We start from the raw sequence: 12,394 nt of genomic DNA, 5'->3' as shown, positions 1-12,394 counted from the left end.
TGCGAAGCTCCATAGGATGTGATTTGCCCATCTCGATCCCCTATATCTGGAAAGATCAGGGAATCAGAAACCGTCCAAGATGGGAAGCCTGAATCATATGAACGGCGACTTGCTCTAAAGCCTGCTGGCCCAGATCGTAATAGGGGTTGCGCGCCCATGTCTTATCGCCGCCGTTCAGCAGATCAAACAGGATCGCCCCCGGCACAATCGGCACGCGCTGATCGCCGACTGCAAAACCGCGCCCCTGCGCGCGCAAGGCATCCGCGACACCCGAACAGGCATCCAAGCCAAAGGCCGAACCGCCGGAAAGCACAAGCGCGTCAACCTGTTGCACCAACTTGTCCGGTGCCAGCAGATCAGTCTCGCGTGTGCCGGGTGCTCCGCCCATGATATGCACGGCGGCGGTGAACGGGCGATCCGCGATCAGCACGGTGCAGCCAGAGCGCAGGCGCGCGTGCTGCGCCTGACCCACCCTCAGGCCGGCAATATCAGTGATCAGGTTCTTCGGGCCAGTCTGCATGTGTAATCCGGGTGGTGTTTGGCGGTTGTGCGTGTCAGCTTCCAGCAAAGCACAGATGGAGGCAGAAATGCAAAAGGTTGCGGTGATCACAGCAGGCGGCTCGGGCATGGGGGCGGCGGCGGCGCGGCGGTTGGCGGCGGATGGCTTTGCGGTGGCGATCCTGTCTTCGTCTGGCAAGGGTGAGGCTTTGGCAGTGGAATTGGGCGGCGTTGGGGTGACCGGATCGAACCAAAGCAATGACGATGTGCAGCGTGTGGTGGATGCGGCGATGGCCAAATTTGGCCGCATCGACGTGCTGGTGAACTCGGCAGGGCATGGTCCGCGCGCGGCTTTGTTGGACATCACTGATGAGGGTTGGCATCAGGGCTTTGAGATTTATTTCCTGTCCGCTGTGCGCCCCATTCGCGCGGTGACGCCGATTTTTGAAGCCCAAGGCAGCGGCGGGTCGATCATCAACATCACCACTTTTGCGACGTTTGAACCCGATCCGGCGTTTCCGACCTCTGGCGTGGCGCGGGCGGGTTTGGCGGCGTTTACAAAGCTTTACGCCGATAAATATGCGCCGCAGGGCATTCGGATTAACAACGTTTTGCCGGGGTTCATCAACAGCTTGCCAGAGAAGGAAGAATTTCGCGCGCGGATTCCGATGGGGCGTTATGGCCGGGTCGAGGAAATCGCCGGGACCGTCAGCTTTCTGGCTTCGGATGCGGCGGGCTATATCACCGGGCAGAATTTGCGGGTGGATGGCGGGATCACGCGTTCGGTTTAAGCTGGGCGGTTTAGGTTGGGCGGTTTAAGTCGGGCGGTTTAATCTTGGGTTAGGCGGTTTGGCGGTAACGCTCTGTTAACCGGCGGCGTGGCAAGCTGTTGGGATGACATATCACATCCGCCCCGCCGCCCCGCATACGCACTACTTCACCGTCGCGCTGAACACGCCCGGCGATGATCTGCTGGTGCTGGAAATCGAACGGCTGCGCCAAGCGGTGCGGCTGACGCGGGCGGAGCATTCGTTTCAGATCGCGGCATGGGTGGTGATGCCTGACCATCTGCACACGATCTGGACGCTGCCCGACGGGGACAATGATGCAGGCGGGCGCTGGCGGCTGATCAAGGCGCGGTTTTCGGCCAGCCTGCCATTCGATGCCCGCAGTTCCCGGATCAACCGCACTGCCCAAGGTGTCTGGCAGCGCGGTTTATGGCAACATCGCATTGCCGATGCCGCCGATATGGCGCTGCATATGCGCAGCTGCCAGATGGACCCGGTGCGGCACGGTTTGGTCGATGTGCCGGAAGCCTGGCCCTATTCGTCATTTCGCGCTGCTGCCGCTCTGCAACGGGTGGGTTAGCGACGGATCGGAAACGGCGAAACTGCTGCCCCGGTCAAACCAGAGGGCAGCAGAAGAAAGCAGGAGCCAGCTTGTTTTTAGAAATCAAACAGATCGCCGAGAAAGCTTTCGCGGCGCTTCTTTTTGCCGTGATAGCGATCATCATCGTCGTCATGCCTGCGACGCGGCTCATCACGCAGGGGCGCCTGCCGACTGGGTTCGGTGCGATAGCCCGGCTCGGGTTGATAGACCGGGGCCGCCTCACGCGGGGCGGCGGCTGGGGCGCTGGCGGCACGCTCGATGATCTTGTCCAACTCGCCCCGATCCAGCCAGACGCCCCGGCATTTCGGGCAATAATCAATTTCGACACCGTTGCGGTCGGCCATCACCAAAGTCTCATTATCGACAGGGCACTGCATGCCATTCTCCTGTGTTGTGCCAATTTAAGATGGGGGCTGTGGGTTTTTGTGCAAGCGTGCGTCCTTGTCGCAGGGCGGATTTATGCTTACCTCTTGGCGTCCGGGGCAGGCCGCCCCAAAAGGATTTGTCGATGTCGACCACGCCATATGTTCCGCCGAAAGTCTGGACTTGGGATGCCGCCAATGGTGGCCAGTTTGCCAATATCAACCGCCCCATCGCCGGTGCGACGCATGACAAAGAGCTGCCGCGCGGCAAGCATGGTTTCCAGCTTTACTCGCTGGCAACACCGAATGGCCAGAAAGTCTCGATCCTGTTTGAGGAGCTTTTGGAGGCTGGCTATGCTGCTGAGTATGACGCCTGGCTGATCAATATCGGCAAGGGCGATCAGTTTGGCTCGGGCTTCGTCGGGGTTAATCCGAACTCGAAAATCCCGGGGCTGTTGGATCTGACCGGGGCAGAGCCTGTGCGGTTGTTCGAGTCGGGGTCGATGCTGGTGCATTTGGCTGACAAATTCGGGGCGTTTCTGCCAGCCAGCGGGCCTGATCGGACTGAAGTGATGAACTGGCTGTTCTGGCAGATGGGATCGGCACCGTTTGTCGGCGGCGGTTTTGGCCATTTCTTCGCCTATGCGCCGGAAAAGTTTGAATATCCGATCAACCGCTATGCGATGGAAACCAAGCGTCAGTTGGATGTGTTGGATCGCCGCTTGGCTGAGGTGCCTTTTATCGCGGGGGCGGATTATTCCATCGCCGATATGGCGATCTGGCCGTGGTATGGCAGCATGGTTTTGGGTCGCAGCTATGCCAATTCGGCAGAGTTTCTGGATGTTGGGATTTACAAGAATCTCAAGCGCTGGGCGGATGTGATTGAAGCGCGGCCTGCGGTCAAACGCGGGCGGATCGTCAACAAAAACTGGGGCGATGAGGCGGAGCAGGTGCCAGAGCGGCACGGGCCGGAAGATTTCGCGGGCAAAGCGGTCTGACGCGAAGGCGATTTCCGCGCGGAAATCGTGACGGAATTCGCGCGAATTCCGCAGGCTTGCCAAGCGGGCTTGCGGGACTTAATCTTAGCTCAAGCCGTGGCGATGGCGTCGTCACAAGGGTATTTCCCAAAGCTTGCAGGGCAACCTGCTTTCGTCCTGCACGCCGGGACCTTTCGGGGTTCCGGGGCGTATGCCCTGACCCCAAGCATGAGGTCTGATGATGACAACACGTCCAGAACACTATCGTTTCCACCAAGGCGCGCGGGTTTTGCCGTTTGCCGCCGATGAATATGACGCGCGGCTGGCGGGCCTGCGCGATCTGATGGAGGTGCATGGGGTCGAGGCCTGCGTGTTCACCTCGATGCACAATATCGCTTATTATTCGGGGTTTTTGTATTGCTCATTCGGGCGGCCTTATGGGTTGGTGGTGACGCTGACGCAAAGCGTCACGATCTCGGCTGGGATTGATGCGGGCCAACCGTGGCGGCGCGGGCATGGCGACAACATCACCTACACCGATTGGCAGCGTGACAATTACTGGCGGGCGATTTTGTCGGTGACGGGCGAGGGGCGGGTGATTGGCTGCGAGGCCGATCATTTGACCTTGCTGCAATCGGAAAAGCTGAACCACTTCCTGAAGCCCAAGCGCGGCGTGGATATCTCGCGCGGGACCATGGAGCAGCGGATGATGAAATCGCAGGCCGAGTTGGATTTGATCCGGCATGGCGCAGGGGTTGCCGATGTTGGTGGTTTTGCCATTCGCGAGGCCGTGCGCGAAGGTGCGAGGGAGATCGACATTGCGATGGCGGGCCGTGACGCCATGGAGTTGGAGATTGCCAAGCGCTTTCCCGATGCCGAATATCGTGACACTTGGGTTTGGTTCCAGTCTGGCATCAACACCGATGGCGCGCACAACCCGGTGACCAGCCGCAAGCTGAAGCGTGGGGATATTCTTAGCCTGAACACCTTTCCGATGATCTCGGGCTATTACACGGCGCTGGAACGGACGATGTTCGTGCAAGAGGTCGATGCGGCGTCCTTGCGGATGTGGGAAATCAATGTCGCCGCGCATGAATATGGCATCAGCTTGCTGAAACCGGGGGCGTCTTGTGCGGAGGTGACGGCCAAGCTGAACACGTTCTTTGAGGAACATCAGGTGCTGCAGTACCGCAGCTTTGGCTATGGCCATTCGTTTGGCGTGCTCAGCCATTACTACGGGCGTGAGGCAGGGCTGGAGTTGCGTGAAGATATCGACACGGTGCTGGAACCGGGCATGGTGATCAGCATGGAGCCGATGTTGACGATCCCGGATGGGCAACCCGGCGCGGGTGGCTACCGCGAGCATGATATTTTGTTCATCACCGAAGACGGCAACGAGGATATTACCAAATATCCCTACGGCCCGGCATTTAACGTGGTGGGTTAAAGAACGAAGGGCCGGGAGAGATCCCCGGCCCTTTTTTACAAACCTGCAAAGCTTAGGCGCGTTTGATCAACTTGATCAGGAACAGCAAAATCACTGCACCGATCGTTGCATGCACGACGGAGGCAAGGATGCCGCCATCCAAAACAAAGCCAATGCGCGGAAAAATTGCTCCGGCAATGAAGGCACCGACGATGCCGATCACGATGTTGCCCAGCAGACCGAAGCCATAGCCAGACACGATTTGTCCAGCCAACCAGCCCGCAATCGCGCCGATCAGCAGGAAGATCAGCAAACTTTCAATTCCCATGTCTCTTTTCCTCATTTTTGCGCCACGACGTGCGGCGTTCACGACTAGGTAACGCATTGCTCACAAAAACGTTCCCGAATTTCTGCTCGCTTTTTTCCGCGTCGATTTTGCTGCGAAACAAGATAATTCAGGCGCGCGCCAGAAAGAATCACCCTGCATCGGCAGATTCAACGCCTTTTGTATTTTCAATCATTTCACGGGGCTTGACGGAAGCCAAACCGCAGGCTTTAGGTGCAAGGATAATTTTCCTCACAGCCGAGTCTCTGCCACGTGAACAGCCCCATTTTTCGCCTTATTGGCGCATTGTCGCTTAGCCTGCTTGCAGCTTGCGGTACTCCGACACCGAAATCCGTGACGCCTGCGGTCGTGCCCGGTTATGAAGGGGTTGAGGACGAAGGCTTCTATATTCAGCCTGTCGATGCCGAGCTTTTGTCGGCAGACCGCGCCCGTGCCGAGGTGGAGTATACCGCCGATGATGCGCCGGGCACGATTGTGATCGACACTTTCGCGCGCAAGCTGTTTCTGGTGCAGGAAAACGGGCGCGCGATGCGCTACGCCATCGCGGTGGGCCGTGAGGGCCTGTCGTTCCGTGGCAATGGCGTGATCGGGCGCAAGGCGAAGTGGCCGTCCTGGCAGCCGACGGCCAATATGATCCGCACCCGGCCTGATCTTTACGCCGAATATGCGGGTGGTCGTGCAGGCGGTCTGGACAACCCGTTGGGCGCGCGGGCGATGTATCTGTATCGCGGTGGGCGCGATTCCTTGTTCCGCATCCACGGCACCATCCAGAATGAGACCATCGGCCATGCCACTTCTGCGGGCTGTATCCGCCTGTTCAACCAAGACGCGATTGACCTCTATGACCGCATCGAATTGGGCACACGGGTGAAGGTGCGCTCGCTGGAAGAAAGTCTCGCCATCGAAGGCCCCTATATGGATGACGCTTGGGGCCGGGCTGTGCCGGAAACGCCCGAGAATATCGCGCGCAAGCCGCAAGACGAGCAGATGCTGGTCGAGCAAGAGGCCGCCATGGCTGCCGCTGCCACAAAGCAGGCCGAGCTTGATGCGAAGAATGCCGCCAAGGCAGAGAAAAAGCGGCTGTCCGTTTGTAAGCGCAAAGGCATTGACGAGGCCGACTGCCCACCGTTGCCGGAACTGGCGTCGGTTGACGGGACGACAAGCAACGGTTGATCTCCAAGCGACGTGTATCAAAAGGCCCTGCAAAACTGCGGGGGCCTTTTTGCTTTAGGCCTTGATCACATAGTCTTTGAGGGTGGTCTCTATCACTTGCCAAGTGCCGGAAAATCCGGGGCGGATCATATAGCTTTCGCCTGCTTTCAACACGGTCTGCACGCCATCTGCATCGCTCAGCACTGAATGGCCGGAATGAATATAGACATATTCCCATTCAACATAGCTGATCCGCCATGTGCCGGGGGTAGATTGCCAGAGCCCACAATATAGCCCATCGCGATCTTCGATGTTCCAGGTGGTGTGGACAGGATCGCCCGCCACGAGGCGCGACGGGTCCGGGCGGGTGATTTCGGGTTGGATGCCGTCACGGGTCACGCGTTCAATGTTCGACATTAGCGCCTCTGGGTTTGCTTGTCCCGCATAGCGCCCGCAGATCATCGCGGCGTCAAGCGGGATTGCTGCTGCAATGCAGCGTAATAATCTTGCTGTCCCCGGTGGCTTGTGCCCATATGATTGGCACAAAAGTCATCGCGGAGCCTGTAAGATGAGTGTAACCTCTCCCGTTCGCGCAGTGCTGCCGCCTGATATTCGGGCCCGTAAAGGTCAAGCGCCCTTGGTGGTGCTGACGGCCTATACCACGCCTGTAGCCCGGCTGGTCGATGCCCATTGCGACATGGCACTGGTCGGCGATTCTGTTGGCATGGTGCTGCACGGGATGCCCAGCACCATTGGCGTGACGATGGAGATGATGATCCTGCATGGCCGATCCGTCGTGCGCGGCTTGCAAAAGGCGATGGCGGTGATCGACATGCCGTTTGGCAGTTATGAGGAAAGCCCGCAGCAGGCCTACCGCAACGCGGCCCGGCTGATGGCCGAGACGGGCGCGCCTTGTGTCAAACTGGAGGGTGGCGTGCATATGGCGGAAACCATCGCTTTCTTGACCAAGCGCGGGATTCCGGTGCAGGCGCATATTGGGCTGACGCCGCAATCGGTGAACACTTTGGGCGGCTACAAGGTGGTGGGCCGCGATGGTGAGGCCGATCTGGTGATGCAGGATGCGCTGGCGATTGAGGCTGCGGGGGCGTTCTCGGTCGTGTTGGAAAAGGTGCCGATGGGGTTAGCGGCCCGGATCACGCAGCGGCTGAACATCCCGACGATTGGCATTGGCGCAGGGGTGGCCTGCGACGGGCAGGTGCTTGTGGTTGACGACATGCTTGGGTTTTTCACCGAGTTCCGCCCGAAATTTGTCAAACGCTACGCCGATTTGGGGGCTTTGGCTTCGGAGGCGATTGCCGAATATGCTGCCGAAGTGCGGGCGCGGACGTTCCCAGCCGAGGAACATTCGTTTGCGGATGTTGTGAAGGTTAAAAAGCCTTGACGCAGATCATTCGGACAGTCGCCGATCTGCGCGTTTTGGTGCGGGCATGGAAAGCTGCGGGGCAGGTGGTGGGTGTGGTGCCGACGATGGGCGCTTTGCATGACGGGCATTTGTCGTTGGCCCGCGCGGCGAAGGCGGAATGTCAGCGGGTGATTGTGACGATTTTCGTCAACCCGAAGCAGTTCAACAACCCGGATGATCTGAAGAAGTATCCCCGCACCGAGGCAGCCGACGCGGCTTTGCTGCAAACGGTGGGTGTCGATGTGATCTTCGCGCCAGAGCCGGGTGAAGTTTATCCCGACGGTTTCACCTCGACCGTTTCGGTGGGCGGGGTGTCTGAACCGTTGGAGGGTCGGATGCGTCCGGGGCATTTTGACGGCGTGGCCACCGTGGTCACAAAGCTTTTCGGCATGACCATGGCCGACAGGGGCTATTTCGGGCAAAAAGACTGGCAGCAATTACAGGTTGTTTTGCAGTTGGTGCGCGACTTGAATGTGCCGATCACAATCGTCGGCTGCGAAACCATTCGTGAGGCGGATGGGCTTGCGATGTCATCGCGCAATAATCGCCTGACGCCGGAGGGCCGTGCGATTGCGGGCGTGCTTTTTGCCGCAATTTCTACTGCAGCAGAGGATATCCGCGCTGGCCAGTCCGACCGTATGGCGATCCGCGAAGCGGCGGAAAAGCTGCGGCACGCCGGGTTTGAACGGGTGGAATACATCGAATTGCGTGATGCCGAGACATTGATGCCCTCGGATGAGATGCAACGGCCCCGGCGCATGCTGGCCGCCGCTTGGCTGGACGGCGTGCGTCTGATTGACAACATTCCGGTTTAGCTGAGCGCCCCGGGGCGCTGCCCCGGACCCCGGAGTATTTTCGCCAAGATGAAATCAACCGAGCAGGTCTTGCAGCACCAATGCCATCACCTTGGCGCTATCTTCCATATCCTGCACGCCGATCCATTCATCGGGTTGATGCGCCAGATGCAGCAGCCCCGGCCCGTAGGCGATGCAGTTTTTCAGCCGTCCGATGCGGTCGATGTGCTTTTGATCATAGGTTCCCGGTGACACAACATACTCCGCAGTCCGCTGTAAAACTCGCTTGATCGCGGCGGCGGTGGAGGTGACAATCGGGGCCGCGCGGTCTGTCATGGTGGGCTGAACTTCAAACAAATCCTTGATCTCATAAGAAAACTTTGGACGCTGAGCTTTCACGCGCGCCAAGATATCGTTGATTTCCTGCTTCACCTCGGCCAGATCTTCTTCGATCAGATAGCGGCGATCTATGATGATCCGGCAGCGATCTGCCACGTTGGGAGCGGGCAATGAGGTGTCGCCGGGGGCCAAATCCGCCGCCCCGCCGTGGATCGAATTGATGTTGAGCGTCGATTGCTTTGCGCCTTCCGGCACCACCGGCATCGCCGTGGTCTTGCGCGCCAGCAGCGGATACAGCCGATGCTCGATCTCCTCCAGCACCGCGCCCATATGGCGGATGGCGCTGTCACCCAAGAACGGCATCGAGCCATGCGCAATGCGGCCATGGGTTTCAATCTCGGCCCACCATACACCGCGATGGCCGAGGCAGATGCGGTCTTTGTGCAGAGGTTCGGGGATGATGACGTGATCCACATGCGCATAGTGGCCATGCTCGGCGAGGTAAGCCACGCCGCCATAGCCGCCGGATTCCTCATCCGCTGTCGCCGAAATCTCTATGCTGCCGCGCCACGGCGTTGCACTTGCCAAAAACGCCTCGACTGCGATCACCGATGCCGCGAGTCCGCCTTTCATATCGCAAGCGCCCCGGCCATAAATCCGGTCGCCGTCGCATTCGGCGCCAAACGGATCGCGGGTCCAGCCGTGGCCGACCTCGACCACATCGTGATGGCTGTTGAAATGCACGCAATCGCCGGGCAACCCTGAGTCGATCCGCGCGATCAGGTTCCAGCGCGGATAGGCATCAGAATCCCCCGGCGCGCCCACAGCGCGCATGAATTGCAGCGTAAAGCCCGCAGCCTCTAACCGCGCCGCGAGATAGTCGCAGATCCAGCGATAATGCTGCCCCGGCGGATTCAATGTCGGAATACGGATCAGATCCTGTGTCAGCCCAATAAGCTCTTGGCGACGGGCGGCGACTGCGGCAAGGATGGCGTGATCGGTCATCGGGGCAGAGTGCCGCGCAGTTGCATGCGGAGCAATGTGAATTTTCCCGGCCGAAGTGATGTAACTAGACTTAACATGCCTATATCATGGCACGACATTCATAACGGAGGGTTCGATGGCCGATTTCGACACGCAGATCAAGGAAAGCCAGGCACAGGTTGCTGCGGCGCAGACGAAGATTTCCGCGATCACCGGGCGGATCGAAGAGGCGCGGACCAAGCTGGATGCCGGCACCTCGATTGATATCGAAAGCGCCTCGCTGGAGGATGTCCACAAGCACACCGATCTGATGAACGCCAATATCGCCGAGCTGATCATGGGGCTGGATGATGTGACGGCGGGGTTTTCCAAGGACTTCGACGAGATGCGCTCGAAGACCGGGATGGAAAGCTTCATCGGGATGTTTTCCAACGCCAAATCGGAATCGATGCGGCAAGAGCGGATGCGCACGGCCTCGATCGACAGCAAATTGCAGGATTTGATTGGCAAATCCGACATCATCGTGCGGCTGTTGCAGGGCCAGCTCGATATGCTGAACGGCCAGAAGACCACGGTTGAGGCGAACCTTGGCGCGACCTTGACCGAGCGGGAAGCGACGGTGATGGCTTTGGAAGCGGTGCGCGCCGAGGTTGGCGGGATGGACCCAAAGATTATCGAACTTGAGAACAAGATTTCTGTCGAACAAGACGCCAGTGCGCGCACCAAGCTGGAGACTGAATTGGCGGGCTTGAACGGGCGTTACAACGCGCTGGTGCAGGACGAACAGGTGCAACTGGCGAAATCGCAGACTCTGGAGCGGTATATCGAAAAAGGGAAAACCTGGGTCGATAGTTTGACCAACCAAGCCGCCACGCAGTTGGTTCTGATCAACAAGTTGCAAACGGACACCAAGCAGCGGGTGGTTTTGTATGACGCGTTGAGCGCCAGCTTGAAGACCGCGCAGCAGCAGGACGTGGCCCACCGCATCAACGAAATCGGCGTGAAAACCGACCAAGAGGCGCAGGTGGCGATGGCCGCGATTGGGGCTGCGACAAATCAGAAAATGGCCGATATGCTGGAAGCCCACGAAGGCCATATGGTGTTTGCCCGCGAGGTGTTGGAGCAGAAAGCCAAGGCGGACGAACGCTTCGCGCGGCGGTTTGCCAAGATTGTCGAGAAGCACGACAAGAATGCGTATGGGGAGTGAGGTGACTGAGGGGCGCCGGGTCTTTGTGTTGTGGGGATGTGTCGGCAGCGCAATGGGCGTTGGCGGCACTTTTGCCGAATTGATTTCTGGGAGGATGGATTTAGTTTCAATGTCACATTGGTTTGGCTTGACGGGTGTTGCGAGTTTCGTCGCCGCTATTTGCGTGCTTGTTCCAGCTTGGTTTCTGATGGGCGGTATTGGTGGCGTCACCGCGCGGTTGGGGTTTTCGAATGTATTTAGACGATTGGCGCGCGAGGAACCTATGCACTTCGGGGCAGCGCCTGAGTGGATGCGTGTTTTCTTTGGCATTGACCAAGATGGCTCAATGCTTCGTTAGTAAAGAAAGCTGCAAGAAATGCCTGAAACCCCACTCACCGACGACCACCAAGAACTCTACGACACGCTCACCGCGCGGCGGTATTTTGCCAAGTTTGAGCGGATCACCCGCCACCTGATCCGCGTGGCCGGTGAGGTTGAGGCCGAAGGCCGTCTGACCCGTACCGAGGCGCGGATTTTGGGACGGTATTTGGCGGCGCTGACCGGCACCTTCAAGGCGCTGAATTACAAATATCTGATGACCGGACGGGCGGAAGGCTCAGCCAGACTGACCTTTGATCGCCACGACTCGGGCTTTCCGGTGGCGCAAGAGTTGATGATGATGGCGCTGGATGCCGCTCAGGTGCAAAAGCACCTCGGCGGCATGGCCTCGGAAACCGAGTTGAAAGACCGCATGGTGCGCCAGATCGTGCGGGATTTGACCGTGCCTGTGCAGTTGCAATTCGCGCTAAGTCAGCGGCTTTATAACGAATCCCTCGCCTCGGGCGGCATCTTCTGGCCGCGTAACGACCCTGATTGCCAGTGGATCGAAGATGTCCGCCGCGATGGCGGCGATCGCAAGCATTTCCTGCTGCACTGGGCGGTCTATGACACCCAAGCCAATCTACCCGTGGTTTACCTGATGGATGTCGAGGACAGCGGCAAAAAGCCGCTGCCGAATGATGACCGCCGCTGGCCGATGGCGCAGGCGCATCTGATGGCGCAATCCACGCTGGGGTTGAAGCTGCTCACCATCGCCCAAGGGTTCGACAAGGATTTCGCGGGCTTGCACCCCAAACGCCTGCGCCGTATCACGCTTGGCCCGATGCACAGCCATGATTTCACGCTGCAATCCGGCCCGATTGCGCAGGTGCTGGCCGATGCCAATGCGCCGGATGGCGATGATTGGGCGTTGGTCTGGACGGTAGAAGACCTGATCTCTGACCGTGAGGAAGCGGTCAAAGACGGCTGGTTCTCCAGCGCCGAACGGCAAGTTTACAAGCTCGATCCGATTGCCAGCGACAGCGGGGCGACCCGGATCGAACGCATGGTGATCCTGCCCGAGCGCCCCTATCAAGTGCTCGCCGATCTGAACCCACCGGGGTTTCGTGATGTGCGCAAATTCGTGGTGGGCGCGGGCGACCGTATCATGCCTGCGCGATGAAGCCATGCTTAAGTGTT

General features: G+C 59.0%; 14 protein-coding genes and 1 pseudogene. 10 read left to right on the top strand and 5 right to left on the bottom strand.

The genetic code is table 11. The features are described from left to right. Window positions 1–103: 103 nt before the first annotated feature. Window positions 104–520: pseudogene (locus ACP7AP_RS19740) on the bottom strand (P1 family peptidase); the annotation flags it as partial. A 67-nt stretch (window positions 521–587) separates the two neighbouring features. Between ACP7AP_RS19740 and ACP7AP_RS19735 the strand changes: the two are divergent. Beyond that, window positions 588–1,289, top strand: a complete 702-nt coding sequence (locus ACP7AP_RS19735; protein ID WP_426036931.1) for an SDR family oxidoreductase — start codon at window positions 588–590, stop codon at window positions 1,287–1,289. A 103-nt stretch (window positions 1,290–1,392) separates the two neighbouring features. Further along, entirely contained in the window at window positions 1,393–1,866 is a 474-nt protein-coding gene (locus tag ACP7AP_RS19730; protein WP_426036929.1) for an REP-associated tyrosine transposase, read from the top strand. 77 nt (window positions 1,867–1,943) lie between these two features. On the opposite strand, the gene ACP7AP_RS19725 is transcribed toward ACP7AP_RS19730, so the two are convergent. After that, on the bottom strand, window positions 1,944–2,264 hold the full coding sequence (locus ACP7AP_RS19725) for a zf-TFIIB domain-containing protein (protein WP_426036927.1): 321 nt from the start codon (window positions 2,262–2,264) through the stop codon (window positions 1,944–1,946). Window positions 2,265–2,395: 131 nt separating this feature from the next. On the opposite strand from ACP7AP_RS19725, the gene yghU reads away from it, so the two are divergent. Continuing rightward, complete coding sequence (gene yghU, locus ACP7AP_RS19720) at window positions 2,396–3,247, top strand: glutathione-dependent disulfide-bond oxidoreductase (protein ID WP_426036925.1); 852 nt, start codon at window positions 2,396–2,398, stop codon at window positions 3,245–3,247. 220 nt (window positions 3,248–3,467) lie between these two features. Beyond that, entirely contained in the window at window positions 3,468–4,673 is a 1,206-nt protein-coding gene (locus tag ACP7AP_RS19715; protein ID WP_426036923.1) for a M24 family metallopeptidase, read from the top strand. Between the two features lie 52 nt (window positions 4,674–4,725). On the opposite strand, the gene ACP7AP_RS19710 is transcribed toward ACP7AP_RS19715, so the two are convergent. Continuing rightward, entirely contained in the window at window positions 4,726–4,980 is a 255-nt protein-coding gene (locus tag ACP7AP_RS19710; protein WP_426036921.1) for a GlsB/YeaQ/YmgE family stress response membrane protein, read from the bottom strand. A 270-nt stretch (window positions 4,981–5,250) separates the two neighbouring features. On the opposite strand from ACP7AP_RS19710, the gene ACP7AP_RS19705 reads away from it, so the two are divergent. After that, window positions 5,251–6,171 (top strand): L,D-transpeptidase, encoded by a 921-nt coding sequence (locus tag ACP7AP_RS19705; protein ID WP_426036919.1) that lies wholly within the window; start codon window positions 5,251–5,253, stop codon window positions 6,169–6,171. Window positions 6,172–6,225: 54 nt separating this feature from the next. Here ACP7AP_RS19705 and ACP7AP_RS19700 read toward each other — a convergent pair whose 3' ends face one another. Further along, window positions 6,226–6,567, bottom strand: a complete 342-nt coding sequence (locus ACP7AP_RS19700) for a cupin domain-containing protein (RefSeq protein WP_426036917.1) — start codon at window positions 6,565–6,567, stop codon at window positions 6,226–6,228. Between the two features lie 151 nt (window positions 6,568–6,718). On the opposite strand from ACP7AP_RS19700, the gene panB reads away from it, so the two are divergent. Together panB and panC are read left to right on the top strand one after the other, a co-directional pair. Then, on the top strand, window positions 6,719–7,552 hold the full coding sequence (panB, locus tag ACP7AP_RS19695; protein WP_426036915.1) for a 3-methyl-2-oxobutanoate hydroxymethyltransferase: 834 nt from the start codon (window positions 6,719–6,721) through the stop codon (window positions 7,550–7,552). Then, window positions 7,549–8,388 (top strand): pantoate--beta-alanine ligase, encoded by an 840-nt coding sequence (panC, locus tag ACP7AP_RS19690; RefSeq protein WP_426036913.1) that lies wholly within the window; start codon window positions 7,549–7,551, stop codon window positions 8,386–8,388. Before panB ends, panC begins: the two co-directional genes overlap by 4 nt. Before the next feature lie 54 nt (window positions 8,389–8,442). Here panC and ACP7AP_RS19685 read toward each other — a convergent pair whose 3' ends face one another. After that, entirely contained in the window at window positions 8,443–9,711 is a 1,269-nt protein-coding gene (locus ACP7AP_RS19685; protein ID WP_426036911.1) for an acetylornithine deacetylase/succinyl-diaminopimelate desuccinylase family protein, read from the bottom strand. 115 nt (window positions 9,712–9,826) lie between these two features. On the opposite strand from ACP7AP_RS19685, the gene ACP7AP_RS19680 reads away from it, so the two are divergent. The 3 genes from ACP7AP_RS19680 to ACP7AP_RS19670 are packed head-to-tail and all read left to right on the top strand — an operon-like array spanning window position 9,827 to window position 12,377. Further along, window positions 9,827–10,897, top strand: coding sequence for a hypothetical protein (locus tag ACP7AP_RS19680; RefSeq protein ID WP_426036909.1), 1,071 nt, complete (start codon window positions 9,827–9,829; stop codon window positions 10,895–10,897). A gap of 1 nt (window position 10,898) precedes the next feature. Further along, complete coding sequence (locus tag ACP7AP_RS19675) at window positions 10,899–11,234, top strand: hypothetical protein (protein WP_426036907.1); 336 nt, start codon at window positions 10,899–10,901, stop codon at window positions 11,232–11,234. 18 nt (window positions 11,235–11,252) lie between these two features. Next, window positions 11,253–12,377 (top strand): hypothetical protein, encoded by a 1,125-nt coding sequence (locus ACP7AP_RS19670; protein ID WP_426036905.1) that lies wholly within the window; start codon window positions 11,253–11,255, stop codon window positions 12,375–12,377. Window positions 12,378–12,394: the final 17 nt, after the last annotated feature.

Source organism: Cypionkella sp. TWP1-2-1b2, from assembly GCF_049896245.1.
In the GTDB taxonomy this organism is placed as follows: domain Bacteria; phylum Pseudomonadota; class Alphaproteobacteria; order Rhodobacterales; family Rhodobacteraceae; genus Cypionkella.
Note: the sequence above shows the minus strand (reverse complement) of the source record. Positions and strands in the feature narration are given on the sequence as shown.